Origin of the sequence: Dyadobacter bucti (assembly GCF_005869225.1) — a bacterium.
GTDB classification, from domain to species: Bacteria; Bacteroidota; Bacteroidia; order Cytophagales; family Spirosomataceae; genus Dyadobacter; species Dyadobacter bucti.
Genome location: NZ_SWFP01000004.1, coordinates 181,135 through 200,280 on the forward strand (window position 1 = coordinate 181,135; position 19,146 = coordinate 200,280).

At 46.2% G+C, this 19,146-nt stretch carries 20 protein-coding genes; 12 read left to right on the top strand and 8 right to left on the bottom strand.

Annotated features, from left to right (window positions below; translation table 11 throughout):
- Nucleotides 1-86 precede the first annotated feature (86 nt).
- The 4 genes from FBF61_RS14695 (at nt 87) to FBF61_RS14710 (ending at nt 3,601) form a co-directional block, all read left to right on the top strand.
- Entirely contained in the window at nt 87-506 is a 420-nt protein-coding gene (locus tag FBF61_RS14695; protein ID WP_205748286.1) for an OsmC family peroxiredoxin, read from the top strand.
- A complete protein-coding gene (locus FBF61_RS14700) occupies nt 503-1,351 on the top strand; it encodes a helix-turn-helix domain-containing protein (RefSeq protein WP_138478443.1) in 849 nt (282 codons plus the stop codon). Before FBF61_RS14695 ends, FBF61_RS14700 begins: the two co-directional genes overlap by 4 nt.
- 128 nt (nt 1,352-1,479) lie before the next feature.
- Nucleotides 1,480-1,983 (top strand): hypothetical protein, encoded by a 504-nt coding sequence (locus FBF61_RS14705; protein ID WP_138478445.1) that lies wholly within the window; start codon nt 1,480-1,482, stop codon nt 1,981-1,983.
- 424 nt (nt 1,984-2,407) lie between these two features.
- Entirely contained in the window at nt 2,408-3,601 is a 1,194-nt protein-coding gene (locus FBF61_RS14710) for an FAD-dependent monooxygenase (RefSeq protein ID WP_138478447.1), read from the top strand.
- Nucleotides 3,602-3,674: 73 nt separating this feature from the next.
- On the opposite strand, the gene FBF61_RS14715 is transcribed toward FBF61_RS14710, so the two are convergent.
- Entirely contained in the window at nt 3,675-4,034 is a 360-nt protein-coding gene (locus tag FBF61_RS14715) for a DUF4174 domain-containing protein (protein ID WP_138478449.1), read from the bottom strand.
- Between FBF61_RS14715 and FBF61_RS14720 the strand changes: the two genes are divergently transcribed.
- Both FBF61_RS14720 and FBF61_RS14725 read left to right on the top strand, forming a co-directional pair.
- A complete protein-coding gene (locus FBF61_RS14720; protein WP_229215057.1) occupies nt 4,033-4,629 on the top strand; it encodes a GNAT family N-acetyltransferase in 597 nt (198 codons plus the stop codon). The two genes, FBF61_RS14715 and FBF61_RS14720, sit on opposite strands and share 2 nt — an antisense overlap.
- 212 nt (nt 4,630-4,841) lie before the next feature.
- Nucleotides 4,842-5,258 carry a hypothetical protein gene (locus FBF61_RS14725; RefSeq protein WP_138478451.1) on the top strand — a complete coding sequence of 139 codons (417 nt, stop codon included), beginning with the start codon at nt 4,842-4,844 and terminating at the stop codon, nt 5,256-5,258.
- 287 nt (nt 5,259-5,545) lie between these two features.
- Here FBF61_RS14725 and FBF61_RS14730 read toward each other — a convergent pair whose 3' ends face one another.
- The 4 genes from FBF61_RS14730 to FBF61_RS14750 form a co-directional block, all read right to left on the bottom strand.
- Entirely contained in the window at nt 5,546-6,001 is a 456-nt protein-coding gene (locus FBF61_RS14730) for a ferritin-like domain-containing protein (protein WP_138478453.1), read from the bottom strand.
- A gap of 106 nt (nt 6,002-6,107) precedes the next feature.
- Entirely contained in the window at nt 6,108-7,040 is a 933-nt protein-coding gene (locus tag FBF61_RS14735; RefSeq protein WP_138478455.1) for a D-2-hydroxyacid dehydrogenase, read from the bottom strand.
- 37 nt (nt 7,041-7,077) lie between these two features.
- Nucleotides 7,078-7,770, bottom strand: coding sequence for a hypothetical protein (locus FBF61_RS14740; RefSeq protein ID WP_138478458.1), 693 nt, complete (start codon nt 7,768-7,770; stop codon nt 7,078-7,080).
- A gap of 307 nt (nt 7,771-8,077) precedes the next feature.
- On the bottom strand, nt 8,078-8,494 hold the full coding sequence (locus FBF61_RS14750; protein ID WP_229215058.1) for a DUF1398 domain-containing protein: 417 nt from the start codon (nt 8,492-8,494) through the stop codon (nt 8,078-8,080).
- Between the two features lie 219 nt (nt 8,495-8,713).
- Here FBF61_RS14750 and FBF61_RS14755 point away from each other — a divergent pair, with 219 nt between their 5' ends.
- Nucleotides 8,714-9,088: a nuclear transport factor 2 family protein gene (locus tag FBF61_RS14755; RefSeq protein WP_138478461.1), complete on the top strand. Its 375-nt coding sequence runs from the start codon at nt 8,714-8,716 to the stop codon at nt 9,086-9,088.
- A gap of 6 nt (nt 9,089-9,094) precedes the next feature.
- On the opposite strand, the gene FBF61_RS14760 is transcribed toward FBF61_RS14755, so the two are convergent.
- Complete coding sequence (locus FBF61_RS14760; protein ID WP_138478464.1) at nt 9,095-9,859, bottom strand: helix-turn-helix domain-containing protein; 765 nt, start codon at nt 9,857-9,859, stop codon at nt 9,095-9,097.
- A gap of 345 nt (nt 9,860-10,204) precedes the next feature.
- Between FBF61_RS14760 and FBF61_RS14765 the strand changes: the two genes are divergently transcribed.
- From FBF61_RS14765 to FBF61_RS14785, 5 genes are all read left to right on the top strand, one after another.
- The gene (locus tag FBF61_RS14765) at nt 10,205-13,345 is read left to right on the top strand and encodes a M12 family metallo-peptidase (RefSeq protein WP_138478466.1); all 3,141 of its coding nucleotides are present in this window, start codon (nt 10,205-10,207) and stop codon (nt 13,343-13,345) included.
- Nucleotides 13,346-13,469: 124 nt separating this feature from the next.
- Entirely contained in the window at nt 13,470-13,679 is a 210-nt protein-coding gene (locus FBF61_RS14770) for a hypothetical protein (RefSeq protein ID WP_138478469.1), read from the top strand.
- A gap of 356 nt (nt 13,680-14,035) precedes the next feature.
- A complete protein-coding gene (locus FBF61_RS14775; RefSeq protein WP_138478471.1) occupies nt 14,036-16,411 on the top strand; it encodes an alpha-L-fucosidase in 2,376 nt (791 codons plus the stop codon).
- Nucleotides 16,412-16,751: 340 nt separating this feature from the next.
- Nucleotides 16,752-17,402 carry a DUF4919 domain-containing protein gene (locus FBF61_RS14780; protein WP_166444534.1) on the top strand — a complete coding sequence of 217 codons (651 nt, stop codon included), beginning with the start codon at nt 16,752-16,754 and terminating at the stop codon, nt 17,400-17,402.
- Nucleotides 17,403-17,485: 83 nt separating this feature from the next.
- Entirely contained in the window at nt 17,486-18,013 is a 528-nt protein-coding gene (locus tag FBF61_RS14785) for a nitrilase-related carbon-nitrogen hydrolase (protein ID WP_138478475.1), read from the top strand.
- On the opposite strand, the gene FBF61_RS14790 is transcribed toward FBF61_RS14785, so the two are convergent.
- Nucleotides 17,917-18,573, bottom strand: coding sequence for a phosphoribosylanthranilate isomerase (locus FBF61_RS14790; RefSeq protein WP_510185891.1), 657 nt, complete (start codon nt 18,571-18,573; stop codon nt 17,917-17,919). The two genes, FBF61_RS14785 and FBF61_RS14790, sit on opposite strands and share 97 nt — an antisense overlap.
- A gap of 251 nt (nt 18,574-18,824) precedes the next feature.
- Nucleotides 18,825-19,055 (bottom strand): hypothetical protein, encoded by a 231-nt coding sequence (locus tag FBF61_RS14795; protein ID WP_138478477.1) that lies wholly within the window; start codon nt 19,053-19,055, stop codon nt 18,825-18,827.
- Nucleotides 19,056-19,146 lie beyond the last annotated feature (91 nt).

Here is a 19,146-nt window from a genome sequence, read left to right on the forward strand (position 1 = left end):
GTTGACCTGATACGCCAGGACTCTCTAATGCATTTGTTGCAACTTTGTATTGTCAATATCGGCAGTAAAAATCAACAGATATCAAAATGCAACGTAAAGCAAAAGCACATTGGGCGGGAAGCGTAAAAGAAGGAAAGGGTGAGCTAACCACGCAAAGTGAAATCCTGAACAAAACGAATTATAGTTTCCGGACCCGTTTCGTGGGAGATGAAAAAGGAACCAATCCGGAAGAACTGCTGGCAGCAGCTCATGCAGGATGTTTCACAATGGCTGTAAGTTATGCACTGACAGAAAAGGGAATAACCCCAACATCCCTGGATACTGAAGCGATTGTATCAATGGATGCAACAGGCATCACCGGAGTGCATCTTTCAATAACCGGAATTGTTCCGGGTGTCGGTTCAGAAGAATTTGGTTCGATCGCGAAAGGCGCAGAACAGAATTGTTTAATTTCGAAAATATTGAAGATACCAGTAACATCAGAAGCGGTACTTGTTGACGAATGATCACAGACTATAAAAAATTCGATTTGTTCGGGAAAACGCTTATTCAAAAGGTGGATTTAAAGCCGCCTTTTGAATTTTCATTTCCGGTGGCAGAGCAGGCTTGCTTCTTGTATATGTTGAAGGGTGAAATGGATTATCAATCAGGAGATGATCATTTGAAAATCAAGACCCATCAATCCTTGTTGCTGAACTGTTTAAATTCTGGCAAACAAATTCAAAGCAACGATTCAGACAGGAATGGTGAAATAGTCATTGTTACATTTCACAAGGATATACTGAAAAGAATTTATGACAGGGAGATACCTCAGATTTTTAAGCCAAACAATCAGGCATCCAATCAATCCAGAGGTGCAATCAACAATGATTTCCTTATTCAAAAATACATTGATGGGCTTCTCTTTTATTTTGAGAATCCAACACTGGTGAATGACGAAATATTGGTCTTGAAGCTGAAAGAGATCATCCTGCTTTTGGCACAAACGCAAGATGCGGAGACGGTGCAAGTCATACTGTCCCAGCTTTTCTCTGCAACAACTTATACCTTCAAACAGGTCATAGAAGCGAACCTGTTTTCTCAAATCGGCATAGAAGACCTGGCACAAAAAAGCAATCTGAGTGTTTCCTCCTTTAAGCGGGAATTCAAGAAGCTGTATAATGATTCACCCGCCAATTATATCAAAAACAAGCGTCTGGAAAAGGCGGCGGAGCTGCTTCGTGTTTCCAGCGGGCGTATTACTGATATCGCTTTTGATTGTGGTTTCAATGATCTGGCAAATTTTACCAAAAGCTTTCACGGCAAGTACGGTGTCGCTCCTTCCAATTACCGGTTAAAAGTAGAGGAATAGCTACACGTACATTCGCCAGCTGGAAGGTGTTTTTTCTTTGATCCGAATTGCCAAAAATCTGATCCTATCCACAAAACCATTCTTTTCTGATTAGCCCAACTTTGTGTTATTAACAAAACACAAAAATTATGGGACTGTCGCATTTAGGTATTTTTCACACCATTATTGGTGTCGTTGCTATTATCGCCGCATTGGTATCTCTGTTCAGAAGCGCCAGGATAGATTTAGGAAAGCTGTCCGGAAAAATATACTTCTACTTCACACTGATTGCTTCGCTAACAGCCTTGGGGCTTTCCAGTGTCAAAGGTGTCAATCCAGGACATATTCTTGCACTCTTCATTGTGATCCTGATTGCATTGGCTTACTATTTACATGTCGGGAAGCCGGGAAACAACCGATCACGTTTTTTTGAGAACTTCTTTCTGTCGCTCAGCTTTTTTCTTTCGCTGCTCCCAACTGTAAATGAGACATTCACTCGTGTGCCCGTGGGACATCCTTTGGCAAGCGGACCAACAGATCCATTGATTGCCAAGACGTTACTTACACTATTCGTGCTATTTATAGCAGGTTCCATTTTGCAATTCAGGAACCAAAGGAAAATAAACCGGTTAGCTGCCAACACTTTGCCTTGAAAGAATTGAACATTCCGTGCAACGCCGACTTTCTAACTACGAAAGATGGCATACTTTCAGAGTTGAGGATTCAGAAGAAAGATCTCAAATCGTGCCGAAAAACGTAAACTTGCACTTGCCTCAGATCTGAATGAAATTGTGAAACCAATGTATTTCGAAGGCACATTGGATTTTGAGGTAGTATGTGCCATGTGGAAAGGGTGTTTGTTGAAAAAAACAATTTATATAAATCTCCCGGGAACTGCTCGGATCTCTTACATGCTTTGCAATCTATTTTAGCGGCGGCCCGCGCAGGGCGGCCCGCGCAGGGCGGCCCGCGCAGGGCGGCCCGCGCAGGGCAGAGGTGTGGCATACTGTTTTCTGACTGAAAGAAAGCGGATAACAAAACAATGGATTCAGTTGAGAGTAAACCAGAACCACAGATATGAATAACCAAAAGATTCTGATTACCGGCGCCAGCATTGCCGGCCCGACCCTCGCTTACTGGCTTAATCGTTACGGATTTCATGTAACGGTTGCCGAGCGCGCCCCTGAGCTGAGACTGGGCGGACAAAATATTGATGTAAAAGGCCCGGCGCAGGAAATTGCCCGAAAGATGGGCATTGAAGAGATCATCCGTGGAAAAAATACAACCGAGGTCGGATTACGCTTTGTGAACACCAGTAACGAAACTGTAGCCGAGTTTCCAAAGGAAAGTGCCCTGAGCATGACCCAGGAGCTTGAAATTCTTCGCGGTGACCTGGTTCAGATCCTCTATGACCACACAAAAGACGTTGTCGAATACCGCTTCAACGAGTACATTACCAGCCTGTCACAAACGGAAACTGGTGTCGATGTCACCTTCGCCAGTGGCAAAAAGGCGCAGTTTGACCTGGTAGTCTCTGCCGAGGGAATTGGTTCGTCCACGCGCAAGCTGGCATTCGACAACCAGCCTGCATTTAAGTATCTGGGATTGTATACCGCCTATCTGACGATCGCGAAAGCTTCCACCGACAGCAGGTGGGCCCGGTGGTGCAACACAGAACGCGGGATCGTGTATATGATGCGTCCCGATAATTACGGCGGAACGAGGGCTTCCATCACTTTTACCGCTCGTGAGGATGAATATCAAGGTATGTCACTGGAAGAGCAGAAAACCGCGCTTATTAACCGCATCAAAGGCAGCGGCTGGGAATCTGAGCGTTTGATCGGGGAGATTAGAAAAACTGATGACCTATATTTTGACAAGATCAGCCAGGTGAAGGCACCGAAATACAGCGAAGGCAGGGTTGCCATCGTGGGTGATGCCGCCTATTGCGCAACGCCCATAGCGGGAAAAGGCACGGACCTGGCGATGTCGGGAGCTTACATATTGGCAGGTGAATTGTCTGCTGCCAAGACTTACCGGGAAGCATTTGAATCTTATGAAAATAAAATGAGGCCATACGTGGAAGAATGTCAAAAGCTGCCGCCCGGGATACCCAACCTGGTTTATCCGCAATCAAAATTCGGAGTAAGTATATTAAACAAAGTAGTGTCGTTAGCCTGCAGCAAGCCGGCAAAATGGGTGATGGGGCTTTTTGGAAGCAATAAAAAAACACCCAAACAGGAGATTGTTCTGCCCGACTACCATCATTAGCTGGCCTGACAGGGTAATTGCGTTAATATCGGTTTGGGTAAACCAATTTTCGAGTCACGTGGATGAAGGTAGGTTAATTGCGTTTCATTTCATCTTTTCGCATCGGCATTGCGTCAATCAGCCCAAATAACTTTTCCGCACTCACTACCTCGCTGGATCGTAACTTTTCACCGCCATCACGGCCGACTAATATAAAAGTGAATGAACTGGCGCTATCGATTTTCCACTTCTTCCATTCAGACAAATTTTTCCCTGAGGAAGGAAAATGTTGCACGGTGATATCTCGCTCGATAATGCCCTTTTGATGCGCGTCCAGGATCGCCATTTGCGCTTTCTGCTTTACTAAACCGCTGTCTGTATATAAAAGCAGTACCCGTCGAGGAGACTCAGCTGCGATGAATGTGATGATCATTATTCCCAATAGTGTTTTCATGCCACTGCATCTCAAATACTTTGCCAGAAGGATGTATCTTAGTAAATGCTATCCGAGAGATAATGAGGGACAAATTCAAAAGACAATGATAGTTTTCCGCGCAGCTACAATTGATGATCTGGCGCTTCTACGGTACTGGGATGAGCAGCCCCACACAGTTGCGTCAGACCCGAACGATGATTGGGGGTGGGAAACCGAATTGTTGCGGTCGCCCGAATGGCGCGAGCAACTAGTCGCCGAACTGGATGGTCGCCCGATTGGTTTTGTACAAATTATTGATCCTCTGCTGGAAGACAGCCACTATTGGGGCGAAGTGCCAGCGAACCTTCGTGCGATCGACATCTGGATTGGTGAAGCCAGCGATCTCGGAAAAGGCTATGGCACCGAAATGATGAGGCTGGCAATCGGGCGCTGTTTCTCATCGCCACAAGTGACCGCAATCATTATTGATCCGCTCGCCTCAAATGTCAAAGCGAGAAAGTTTTATGAAAGACTTGGCTTTTCTTTTGTTGAGAACCGTACGTTTGATGAAGATTTCTGTGCGGTTTACAAACTTTACCGCAACGATTGGGAGAAATTCCGGCACCAGGTTTAGCCCGCATTAGCTAAGTTTACCAGTCAACGCATTAATCACTTCACCGCAAATCAATTGGATTCACAGCCACTGATCAACCATCCTGAATGTTACATTGACGGAAGACGAAAAACACGACGGCGTCAGATGGGAGAAAAGACAAAAGAGTTTGTAAATAATGGCAACCAAAGCGGTTACATTTGTGTCAGCTAAACAAACTAAATCCCTTGGTTATGAGATTATTTGCAGCTACTCTTCTGCTACTATTGTCTTTGAATGCGTGCAAGGATAAAGAGATTAAGAATGTTCCCGGTGAGCTGGTTGGTAAATGGAGACTAACTTCCATGCAGGTTACAGAAAACGGGACAACCCTGTGGCAGGATGTCCAGCCTGGGAATCACTCTTTCCTGTATTTTAGCAACTATGGCGAACCAGTCAATTCCGAAGGATCACTTCTGTATTGTGGCCCGACCACTTTGAACATTAACGGAAGGCCGCTAAAAATTGAATTTCACGCCGACTTTCCTAAAGACGGCCCTATTCCTATGTGTATAGAATGTTCAACGTGGAACCTGGACTTGCAAGAAACAAACCTAGAAATCGAAAAATGTTCGCCAGATGGAAAAATGAGGTTTGTTAAAGAAAAATAGCTTCCGATTTTCATTTTTGAACCTGGATGGGTCCTCAGCTCTTTGTGGGTACAAAGACGATCCTGGTAGACAAGTGTTGTCATGCATTCCACTATCCAGCTGATAGCGCCGTGTATTACTTAAATGGCAGACGGGTTGAAAGCTGAAATGGCGCGAAAATTAGACAAGCGTCAGGTGGTAGGTTCGTCAGATTCCAGGGATGAACACGTCTGACTCAATTTACTAAGGAGATACATTAAAAAAAGCTGCCCCTTTGTAGAGCAGCTTTCCCGTATTTATTCACATAGTTAAGCCTTCGCTGTGTCACGTAATGCTTTGATCCTGTCGTGTGCCGCATTGATTAACTGTGCCTGGCTACTGACAATTTCCCGCGCCTCGAATGGAAGTTCATTGTTATTCAATGCATCCTGATAGGCTTTTTTAATAGCATCTTCACCACGTTCGGCTTCTGACAGTATGCTAGCCCGGTCACTACCACCGAACAGCGACTTTACGTCTATCCATACGCGGTGGAGCGTGCCGCTCACGCTTTTATCGTCTTCCAGGTGCGGGGCAGAGCCTGCGATCGCCGAAAGCTCCTGTACATTTTTACGGCTTTGCTGGGCATACTCTGCAAAAACGCTTTTCAAATCTACGTTTTCGTCGTTAATGTCTTCAATCACTTTCTCAAAGCCGGCTACCCGGTCATTGTTGATTTCTATCAGATCGCCTATAAGCCCATTTACACTTTCACTTGTTGCCATGTTGGTTTCTATTTATTTGTTTGTTTGTACGGCATCGCTTCCAATACCGTGCCAGGCACATATCACTTGCAACCTGACTGAATCGTTCAATTTTAAAAAACCGGTGTCAATACCCTTCCGAGAGCTTTACTTCATCCTTTAACTTAGCTCCTTTCAGAAACTGCTTCACATTTTCGGCAAACTTTTTCACTTTATCCCGATCGCGCTCCTTATGGGCCGCGCCTGTGTGCTGGGTAAGGATTACATTTTCCATTTTCCACAACTTTCTGTTCTTCGGCAGCGGCTCTTTTTCGGTCACATCCAGTACCGCGCCCGCCAGTTTTCCGCTTTCCAGTGCCTGGACCAGTTCAGTTTCGTCAGTGGTGTTCCCGCGTCCGACATTGGCGTAAAGCGATCCCTTTTTCATCGCATCAAAGAATTCAGCGGAAACGTATTTATCCAGATTACCGGGCAGGGTGTTCACAACGAGATCGGTTTCCGCCAGTTCCTTCAACAGGTCTTTAAAGGAATGAATATCTGCCTCCGGATCGCTCTTGGCGGTCATTTTCACGCTGCAACCAAACGCTTTCAATATCTGCTCAACATGCTCGCCAATGGCGCCTGAACCGAGTATAATCACGTTTTTCTCACCTAATATGGAAAGTTCCTGCTCTGCTTTTTCTCCAACCCAGCGCTGCTTCAACTGGTTTCGCACCATCAAATGCACGCCCCGGTAAAAGCCCAGTATACCGGCCACGATCGTTTCAGCACAAGCGGCGGCTGACATATCCCCGACGTTCGCCACCGTACCTTTGAATTTGACATCTTTATAATTCTCAAAACCCACCTGTTCCAACTGCCAGAACTTGAGAGAGGCAGGTAAATTTTCCGCCATCTCAACCGGCAGGTTGCCGATCACGATTTCTGAGGATGCAACCGCGCTCTTTAGTTCGGCCTCCGACAAATCGTCCCTCAAAACACATTCCGCATCCTTTGGCAATTGCTTGACCAGCTCTTCCAGGTACCGGGGCTGCAAATCGGCATATATTAAAATTTTCATAAATCTGTGGTTAAATCCGAAACGCAGTTCTCAATCCTCATTTTTCGGCATCTTCTTCCGCAGCTGCATCGGCGTGTGACTCGGCCTCAAAGCTGTCTGCGTACTTGATTTCTTCCAGCCAGTAAGTCGAGCTTACTATGTCAAAAGTGACGGCGTTCGCGCTCTTGGAAACCACATTCAGTTGCCAGAGTATATCCTTTGCCTCCTCAAATTTCTCACCAGCAAGCTGATCAGAAAACAGGCGGTGAATCAAACTTCTGTCGGACATCCCGGCGGCGAGTATCCTCACGATAGGGGCTTCCGGATTTTCTTCGAAAATGCTCACATCTCCTTCCACTTCAATGCTGAACCGGACCGCTTCCGCACGCGGAAATTTGCCGTTGAATGCATCATAAAGCAGTTGTGTGGACCGGAACAAATCGGGGTGCAAATGCAGCTCTGGATATTCTTCCCATAGTTTTTCACTCAAAATCTCGTGTGAAAGATTGTTGATCTGCCCCTCCGTCAACCGGTCGGCAATGGTGTAATCCAGTACTATTTTCGCGGCTTCTTCCGGCTCGAAATCGGTGAGCGACATCATACACATTTCCTTCAATTCCGCATCTTTGATCTCGCCGGGATTATCATAATCCATCGCATTCAGCAGGTTGATCAGATCACTTTTTTCCCAGGATCCGGGCAATTCGTGTATTTGCTCGAAGGACAAAACTTTAACTTTGAACTGGCTCATTTTAATGAAGATTAAATTGGAAAACCTGCAAAGTGAATTTCAGATGCTGAAAGTCAGCATGCGAAACTGCACACAGGTTATCCGGGTCTCTAACATAACCATGCCCGTGAAGTGTAATCTGAGCAACAATCGCACTTCCAAAGTTGTCGTGCAGGTACAGGCTGATTTTTCAGATCAAATAAGATACATTAAAATCCGGCGGAGGTAAAAATTCATTTATGAAAACATTCAGACTACAAAGGCAGGGTAGCAATAAACCAGAGGGACTTCCTGTTGATGTGAACGATAGCAAAGGGCCGGTCCGCATTCATTGAGGGATTTCTTCCACCAGAATTTCATTTCCTGTTTTATCGTAGTAAATACAGTTCATCTTCTCCAGGCAGACCTTCCATCTTTCGACGCCCGTACTTGCACATGTTTTAATGAATGCAGGGTAACTGGTTTTGCCTTGCTGATGGCTTCTTAATTCTGCTTTAAACTGCTCACTATCACATCGACCGGCTATTGTAAGCGTTTCATGCTTTACAGCTGAAGTTACTAAATAACCATTCGACCCGTAATAGTTTGTATGACCGTCCGATACAACGGTTTCATAACAGGTCACACCCAATTTTTTAATGTCCTGGATGTAAGCAGGGAAGTCGGCACCTGATTGAACTTTGCTGTGGGCTTCTTGAATTTGTTCCAATGAAAACATTTTGTTTTTCTGATTTGCTTTGATCAAACGATTTCTTGAATTACGGTCTCCGAAATGCTCCGCATTGCAGCAGCCAATTGCTATGTTAAGATGAGATTACTGCCGCATATGGGATAGGATTCCGTTGCAAATGTGCAGGAATGAAATTCCCGGTAATTGTAAAAAATCGTTTTTCCGACATTCGGGACTATACAATTTGTAATCTACATTTGTGAGGCCAGGGTAATCAACTGAGACAAAAAGATAATGGACAAGAAACTAACGGAGGACCTCGTCCTTGAACAAGAGAACAAACTTTGTAAGGCGATCAAAGATGGTAATGTATCCATGCTGGACGAATTACTGCATAAGGATTTGTTGTTTATCATTCCCAGTGGGGAAGTGATTACAAAGGAGGTTGATTTGAAAACCTATCGGGATGGGGTGTTAAAGATCGATGAGCTGGCGCCCGTGATTGAAAACCTGAACATTATTGATGATATGGCAGTCATCACCTTGACCATGACATTGAAAGGGAAGTATAATGAGGTAGCATTTGAGGCCACATATCGCTATATCCGGTTTTGGAAAAAATTCGACGGAGGGATCAGAGTGGTTGGCGGGAGTGGAATAGCAATTTGATCAGTATTACAACGAACGCTTAAAATCTTCAGGCGTTTCACCCGTGAATTGTTTGAAGTCTTTTGTGAAATGGGCCTGGTCGAAATATTGGTTCTCGTAACCGATTTCGGTGAGGGATCTGGCACTGTCCAAACTCTCGAGAACTGTATTAAAGCGAACAATGGATGCAAACTTTTTGGGCGTTGTACCAACGATTTTTCTAAATCTTTTTTCAAGCGGACTTGGGCTGATGAAAAGCCTGTCGTTGAGCTCCTGTATTCGGATCGTCCCTTTACTCTGACAGATAAGCTTTACTGCTTCCGCAATTAAATGATCTGGATTTTGATCTCTAAGCTGAGAAAATAAAAACTGCTCAACAACACTTATCCGCTGTCTGTCTGTTTCTGCAAGCGCCAGTCTCTCCTGGATTGCATTGATATGGTTTCTGCCAAAAATATCATCTAGGGACAAGCTGCGGTTGAACAATTCATCGGCCGGGGGCGATGCAAAGTGCGGAAATCCAATTTCTGTCAGATAAACCAGTATTGTCCCAATATCAGGGTAGTTTTTAAATATCTTGTAGCTATCTGAAATCCCGGTAATACCGGCCGTAGCGAGGCTAATTTCTGTCCCTCCTTCGATTGCTGCAAGCCGACCTTTGTACTGAAATCCGATTACCAATCCCGATGATGAGAAGACCTTATACTCGCCTCCCAGTTCATTCTCCGACACTACAAAATATTTAACGTAGGGTCGCAGTCGCTCGGTCGGGAAATATTTATCAAATTTCATCGATCATCATCTTTGGTTCAATACACTGATTCACAAGGATCTCAAATATACAAAAAGGTTCTTGACAGGTCTTGTGGACAGCCCATCTGAACAGAATTTCACATAACAAAATGCACCTGTAGATGGGACAGATTATTCCATTAGGAAGAGCATTTAAAACTCAGGATATGGAGAATGTTTTGAAATTCACAGGTCTATAATGTCTGGTATTCGTTCACCAGCATTTAAAATATAGGCGAAAGGTTACATAGCAACGGATAATCGTAATTAACTTGCATCGGGTTTACGCTACCGGATGTACATCCTGCTTCGCTTTTGGCCCGAAATATTTTAATCATCCCTCTCATGATCAGAACATTTACCCTTCTCAAACTCGTTGTATTGAGTTTGTTTATTGGAAGCGCATCTTATGCGCAGAAAGAATCTTTCACTTGCGGTACAATTGACGGAGACCGCCCCGCCGAGGTCGCGGAGAAACTTCAGAAGCTGCCGCAATTACTCGCCAAGTATCGTGCCCGCACTTCAGCTCCCGAAACAAGGGTTTGCCGGATAGCGGTCGATATTGATTCCGAAACCTATATCAAATACGACCGCGACACGTCAAGCATCATCTCGGCGATATACCGGAGCGTGGAGAGAGCCTCCGCTTTTTTCGGGGCTGAGATCGGTGTAAAGCTGGTCATAACCCAGATCAGGGTTTTTAAGGACAGCGAACCTGATCCTTATGCTGGGCAGAACAATATCTTCGCGCTTTTCAATATCTTGATCAATCGGAACAACGACGGGACAGGTTTTGACAAAAGAGTTTATTTCTACACCAAAACGGTGACGGGCGGAGCTACCGGTATTGCCCAAATAGGGGGCAGGTTCAATGTATCACCCCTCGAATATGTTGATACGTTTCTCCACGAGCTCGGGCACAATTTCGGGTCGATGCACACCAGCAGCTGCGAATGGCCGGGCGGCGCGCTTGATTATTGTTCATCCGTGGAGGGATCATGCTACGACAAAGCATTGGAAGTCACAGGTATGGGTAGTTTCATGAGCAGTTGTGGGAGCAGTTACAATGTGCTTCCCGCCGTGAGGGCTGTAATGATGGACCACGCTACGAATACGTTCGCAAAAGTCAGCACCACACCCACGGCACCAACTCTTTCCGGCGATCTGACCGCAGCCAGAGGCCATTTTTATACCTGGCCTGCCTCAATGGCCGCACAGTCTTACGAGATCAACTGCTCCCCCGTACCCGACTTTGCCATAGATACTACTGAGCGCTCGGGTTACAATGGCCTTTATCTGCATAATATGGCGTATGGGGGCGTATATTACGTTCGCGTAAGGGCGGTGAATGCCTTTGGCGAATCGCCTTGGTCGAATACGGCCAGGATACAGATTGATACCAGTCAGCCCGACATCCCAAGGCCTTTCGATGCTGCGCCGAATTCCTTTGTAGTGGCTAACAGGCCGGTTACCCTGCAGTTTGCGCCTGCATACGGTGCCACCGTTCACCAGATCCATATTACCTCCTGGAACGACGTCAATTTTCAATACGGTGCACCGGAGACTATCTTCAACGGAAGCAATTCCTACGTATTCTTTCCTCCCAAGGGTGGATTTCGCTGGCGGGTAAGGGCTGTAAATGGTGATAAAAAGGGCCAATGGTCAAAGCTTTCCTATCTGGCAGCCAATCCTGCTATTCACATGGCTGATCTTTTTGCGCCTATCCCGCTTAATCTGGAAAACGTTCCGCGAACGTTCCCGTTCATGTATCAGGCAAGCTATGAATCATCCACTCATATATCAGTGGCTGACAACCCAGATTTTAAAAACCCGATTTTCGACCAGAATTACACCTGGGCCGGCGGAAGTATAACGGACGTGATCCAAAACCTGCCGGCCAATTCGGAGTTGTACTTCCGGCTGCAAGACAGGAGCATGAGCTTTGATCCTGAATACAAAGATTTTAAGCTGGCCGATATGACATTCAGATTTAAAAGTGGTACAGACAATGTGCCGCAGGGACTTACCTACCTCAGCAGCGTCAACCAGGATGTGTTTGGCAGGAGTTTTCCAGAAATGACCCTGACCAGCGATTATTTGTGGACGGCGGCAGTGGGGCATGGCTTTATCAAACTCAACCAGAAATCACTTTTATTCGAAAGTTTTGACCGCGCCGGTACGAACGGGATGATCGGCGTAGGTTTGCAGCCTTCTATACGGACAGACAAAGCCGGAAACGTCCATATTCTTAGCCAGGGAAGCAACAATTCATTCTGGTCTGTGAAGTTGAAGAACGAGGTTCCTTCCGAAGAGGCGGAGATTAACCGTTTTTATTTATACGATTATGTTAATGATTTTAACCCGGAATACAAACTTCACTGGTCGGCCCATGATATTTGGAAAGAAACAACCAATGGTCTTACGTTTTTGAAACGTTTCCCGGATAACAAGGTCATCTCACAACTTCGTGTGCATGAAAACAAGGCATGGATCATTTTGCAAGACGGTACAGCGCCCTTCGAGATCAGGGTAATGGACCTCAATAACCCGGACGACACGCAGCAAATTGACATGACCAATAATCCGTTGCTGAAAGAATATCCTATGCGGCTCGAAATCCAGCCGGACGGCACGGTATGGGTATTACAAAGCTCAGTCGGGAATCAGTACTCTCTTGCTTGTTTTGACGGAACAACCTGGAAGTCTTTTGACGCGAACAACTCGCCTTTTGACCGCAGGATTGCGAGTATATCGCTCTCGCCTCAGGGAGCAATCTATGCGATGACTTCGGGTAGGGAGTCGCAGATCTGGAAGTTCGTTAACAATGCCTGGGAAAAAGCGGCGGATCCGTTGCCATATTTCAATTTCAATATGGATTTTCAGGTGGATAAGAACGAGGGTTTCTGGCTGACCGGTATGTATGGGATTGCCCGGCTCGCAGCGCAGGATGCATTACCTGTGAAGCTTATTGATTTTGGGGGAATGGTTGAAAACAGTAAGGTCCAACTTAAATGGAAAGTTCAGGAAGAAGTGGAAATGGCCGAATATGTGGTAGAACACAGCACCGACGCAAAAAGCTTTTCGCCGATCGGACGGACTGCCGCCAACGGGCAGGTGCAGTACGGGCTCGTACATACCACACCCGCCCCGGGTAATAACTATTACCGCCTCAAATCCATCGAGGTCGACGGTGACTTTGCATTGAGCAAAATGATACGGATGCTCGTACCGGCAGCACACGAACTGTCCGTATATCCCAATCCGGCCAGTCGCGAACTGGAATTCAAACCGGCTGTAAATACAATCGGACAACCAGGCAGGCTGTCGGTGTTGGGTACCGACGGAAAAAATTTACTGACCCGGGAAATCGGCGCCTTCAGGGAGAAAGAACAGATTGATATCAAAAACCTGTCCCCCGGCGCATACATTATCAGGATCGAAACCAGCGCTGGGGTGACTGTCAGGAAGGTACAGATTATGAAATGATACATGAGATTTTAGCAATTTTCACTTAGTCAATACGACTTCGTCGCTGTCTGATCTGCGATCTGAATATCTCTGGCACGGGATTTCTATAAGTGTCCTCTAAATTCACTTAAATAGATGAATCATGAAAAAGCATCATGAAAATGAGAGACGGGGCATAAAAAACGTAAATGAAGTTTACGACAACGATAGGGACGGAACATATGCAAAAGCGGGGTCAGAAGAAACGGGGTCCCTTCCCAATGACCCAGCTGAAAATGCTAAAAAGACTTCTCCCGAAGAGGACGCAGGAGAAAAGGAGGATACCAGATTATCAGCCGACAACCGTGGCTAACCGCAGTTATCCGCAACCTGAAACGGATTGATATGAATTAAAAATTTACCACTCGCACTCAGCCCGGCATTTTTGATGGGTATTCATTCTTGCCTGCGCTGAGGCGATATGGTGTGCCCTTGCTTGCGATCGACCTTTCCCTATCTGACACCCATCACGTAAACTCCATCCCCCGGTTAGAAGTACAGCTCAAACTGCGAGCTTTTGTAACTTATTGCTTACTCGGGGGAATGTAAAAAAGGATATAAATCTGATAGAAGCGAACACTAAAAGCCTTTAATAAAAAACGTGTTTTTGTTTTACTTTTTTAGGCTGGCATCATTCCCATCGCATTGTAATATCTAATCTATCAGTTTATGTATCGGAGAAATACAAAATATAAAATAAGGATTCGCTGGTCGACCATTGCGCGCGTCCTGTTGTTCGTCGTACTGATGACCCCCGGAATTTTCGCTCAGGATAGCTGGACCAATCCAATCGTGAAACAAGGTCGGATGGGCTCACCACTTGTGGAAACTTCTCCTTTTGTGTTTAAAGACCAGCTGTACGTTCTCGAAAATAATCAACGGTTCTGGGATGTAAAAGGCGCGAAGCCGGGCGACCACTTTCACGACGACGAGATCAGGATACGGGAAGTGAAGTCGGGCAAGCTGGTTTCGGTTCCGTTAAAAAATCACGGTTTTGGTACCGTGCTGGTGCACAACAACCAGGTCTATGTATTTGCCGGAAGCTACGGTGACGGGAAACCCTGGCGCCGGATGACAGAAATTACCATGACCAGTTCCTCCGACCTGAAAAACTGGACCAAGCCTGTGACCGTGCTGAAGGCGCACGAAAAGGAGCATTTTTTCAATACCGCCGTATGCCGGGGCAAAGATAAATTTGTCCTGCTTTATGAAACCGATGATCCCCGCTGGAAGGCGTTCACTTTCAGGTATGTGGAGTCAGATGACCTGGTGCATTGGAAAGGAATTCCGGAAGCTATCTATGGAAAAGAAAAATACGTTGGAGGCCCGGCCCTTTATTATGAAGGCGGATGGTATTACACATTGTATCTGGAAGACCTCAAAAAAGGGTATGAAACGAGAATCACGCGTTCGAAAGACCTCGTCACCTGGGAAGACGCTCCGGCAAACCGTCCTTTCGTAACTTTTGACCCGTCGATACGCAACATCCCGCTGCTGGACCCCGGAGTTCCCGAGAGCAATGCATCCGATGTGGAATTGTGCTACTACGGCGGGCAGACGATTTTGTACTTCACCGGGAGCGATCAGACTACCGCCGGAGACCTCCAGTGGGCAACGTACAAAGGTACCCCGAAGCAGCTTTTTGAACACTTTTTTATCAAACCAACCGCTGCCGAAAAACCGCCGAAACATGAAGGCAACTGGACGCCCGTGCTGATTGCTCCCGACCAACAGAGTTCAGCAGGAGGCAGAAATCCTTCGATCGATGAGGACGTACCTTCCAGGCAGCAGCTCGAATTTCAGCAACGTCAGCTGGGGGCATTTATCCACTTCGGTCCTGCTACTTATGTTGCGTCCAATATGATGACGGTGCCAAAGGCCGACGTTTTCAACCCCACCCGGTTAGACGCCGAGCAGTGGGTTAAAACCGCTGCATCTTTTGGAGCAAAGCACGTTGTACTCACCGCCAAACACCATAACGGTTTCTGCCTGTGGCCGACGAAGACAACCGACTACTCTGTAAAAAGCTCGCCCTGGAAAGATGGTAAGGGGGATGTAGTGGCTGAATTTGTGGCTGCCTGCAGGAAGTACGGGGTCAAGCCGGGCCTTTACATTTCGGGTGGGGACAAAAATGAGAATTGCACAAGTACTCCCGACCCGATGGGAAAACGCAAGGTCGTTGGGGATGTGGATGCGTATTTCCCTAAGTTCATTACACAGCTTCAGGAGCTTCTCAGCAACTACGGCGAAATTGATTATATCTGGTTTGATGGTGCTTACGACCCTTTTGGCTGGGATGTAATGAATGCCAAAACGATGGAGCGCAATGGATCCGGCTATGGAGATGCGATTAAAACAATGGTGCGCAGTCTCCAGCCTCAGGCGGTGGTGTTCGGCGGTACAAGGCCCGATGTGCGTTGGTCGGGAAGTGAACAGGGATGGGCATCTTATCCGCTGTGGAATAGCGTAGGGAAGGAAACCTGGGCCGATAATTGGGTGGGGCCTGAAAATACGGGGTGGCTGCCCGCCGAGGCAAACATTCATACCCGTGACAGATGGTTCTGGTATCCAGATTCTGACAAGACACTGAGGAGTGTGGACTTTCTGACCAAGGTTTATCTGGAATCAATTGGTCGGGGCGCCAACCTCCTGATCAATATGACACCCGATACCAGTGGATTGATCGTGCCCGCAGAAACGCAACGCCTGGCCGACTTCGGCAAGCAAATAGAGACTATGTTTTCCAGGGAAGTGAAAGCCATGCATTCCGTCAGCGCGGAAAAGGAAACGATCGTCGATTTACGGGGGAAGACAAAACTGGGATGGTTTGAAATGGAGGAGGATATTTCCAAAGGCCAGCACATCAGCTCCTACAAGCTGGAAGCCTGGACAAACGGCAAATGGACACCGGTAGCAACAGGTAGCAGCGTGGGGCGCAGACGGATTCAGCAACTTGAAAATCTGGAAACCGACCGCCTCAAATTCAGTGTCACTTCTGACAAGCCCGACATTCCCGTGAAAAAGCTTGCCGTGTACGGGATTTAAACATCGTAAAGACAAATGCTCTGTATTAACTAATCAGGAGGCTTTGTTTCAGGGCCTCCTTTTTTGCGGCATGCTTTTTGTGAAATTAATTCGCCGTTCAACGCGGTGCCAATTGTGGAGGGTATTTCGAAAGGCAGTCCGATTCCGGGCTGCCTTTTTGTGTTCCGAAATTCCCGGCCTGATTTTAGTAACTCACTGTTATTAAGTATAACAGCAGAAGTGGATAAATCGAAAGTGAGGGCGGAATTCGGCTCTCACTTTTTATAAAACCATAATTGAATCAGGACATAGTCAATGATAGATTTTAAATCCGCCGTACTTTTACAGGAAATAGATGTATATGCTTCACGTAAAATTACTGGCCCTCCTGATTTTCGCTTTTAAGATTTGTCAGGGGCAGGAGGTTGATATAGATCGCATCAAAATTGCCATCCGGGACACTGCTCATCAATATCATTATCCAAAGCTGATCGCGGAGTTTGTCAGCCAACCGCAGTACTTTTCAATGGAAAAAGGGATTAACCTTTATTACGGTAATCTTTACGCACCGAACTATAAAACCTTCGACTTTAAAGCAATGACGGAGTTCACGCCCCTTGTTAAAAAAGGTCGTTTACGAAAAGCCATTTCCGTAGGAGAAGAGCTCTTCAAGGAAAATCCGGTCAATCTTTACTTGTTATTGGGATTAGGGTATTGCTACAAGCAAAGTAACCAAACTGACAAGGCGGAGCTTACAAGAGAGATGGCCGCCGTTCTTATTCGCGCAATTGAGGCAAGCGGAGATGGTAGCAGCACTGAGAAAGCGTACAAGGTGATTTCTGTTAATGATGAATATACATTGATGGAGAAAAATAATTGGACGGGCAAAACCCGCACATCAAAAAAAACTCAAAATTCAGTTTTTGATGTTTGGGAAATAAAGGAAAATACGTCCGCACTATATTTTGAGGTACTCTACAATCTACAAGAAAAGTTTATTTTTCCTGAGTAAATATTACTATGCATGTATTCTGGCCCTGGAGTGTGAAATGATTGCTTTGTTGGTGAGTAAATCAGGAAAATATTCCAAAATGCATGGGTAAAACGGGGAAATGCGGAGCCGGCTTTGTTGATCCGTCATTATGGGTCAGCCGGGAAACGGATCCAACTACACTGCGGCAGGACTTTGACGGGCTGAAAAGGCGGAGCTGGCTGATGAAATGGCTGCCTGCGCGCGCCTGTGACAATGCGGTTTACGCCGTGTTTTCCAACTCCATCGGTATGGACGATGATCAGCTCAAAAATGGCTGTTCGATGATCCTGGATCTGTTTGGGGATATTATTGCAGAGTGCCGCAAGCTGGACAATGACATCACGATCGCCACCCTGACGCCTGAAAAGCTACAAGTAGCCGGAGGAACCAGATATATCAACGCAGGCAAACTGGCTTTGTACAGCGACATCCTTAGCCAGGCGCATGTTTCAGAGCAAAAAGGTGGTCTGGCTGTAAAATGCATTGGGTTCTTTCAACTCTCGATTGCTTTAAAAAAGTCTTTCAGTTTTTGCGCATCGAGCTTTCCGTCCGTCCGGACGCCGCTGCAAAGGTCGAGGCCGAAAGGTTGAACTGCTTCAATGGCTTGTTTAACATTGTCTTTGTTTAATCCGCCAGCCAGGAATAATGGAATCTGAATCGATTCCCTGATTTGTTTACTGACCTCCCAGTTATGTGTTCGGCCTGTTCCGCCTAGTTCCTTAATGGATAGATTCGGGTTTCCGCTGTCAAGTAAAATAGCGTCAACATATCGAGCAATTTCAAGGGCTTCTTGCTTTGAATTCTCATCGATGACATGAATGACCTGGACCAACTTGACGTTTGGCAATGCTTGCCGAAGCGCTTCATATTCCCGTTTCTCCAGCGCATCCACAATTTGGATCGTGGTTGTGTTTACCCTTTTGTAATGTGCAATAATGTCTTTCGGTTTGGTCTCACTGGTTAACAAGAAAGTCGAAACAGGCGGTGGGACTTTCCTGGCTATTTGTTCGATAAGCGCATCACTGATGACGCCTGGGCCGCTCGGCATGTGGCCTACCAGGCCCAATGCAGAAGCGCCATGTTCAATTGCGGTCATTGCTTCGTCAATACTGCTGATGCAACAGATTTTTACCCGGGGTTTAATCATCATCCAGTCAAATTTTTAGTGGTATCATGCAGCAGCTGCGGTACAAATTTTCGGATTTAGAAAGTATTTCCTATCTATTTCGGACAAAACTAATATCAAACCGGTATTCAGGGCTATTGCTATCGCCCCAAAAGCTTGCATGATGGTTTTGCCATCTGCACCTGAGGAAAAAATCGATAGGGCAATTCTGCCAGGGCGTTACTTGTTATTTTTAATCGCGTAGCCTGCATAGAGCAGGTTCATGTCGGAATCTTTTATAGAACAAAAGTTTTGTTCAGGCTCAACAAACGACCATTCGCCCTTGGCACGCTTTCCAAATATCCAACCCATTTGGGCAGCGTGAAATGCCTGGCCCGGGAGCCCATGCTTTTTTGGTCAAACTGTGTTTTCAGCAGCTTCTTCATACTTCGTTTGCCACAACCGGCAGTTCCTGGCGACGAATACGTATCATCAGTTTTGTCGTCAAATTTGTCTCGCTCCTCCATCTTTCATATTAGTCCTTTGCCAGTCAGCGGTTTATAAGTTTCCCAGGAGTTAAAATATTTGTCACTGATTGTTATATATAAAGATTATTTA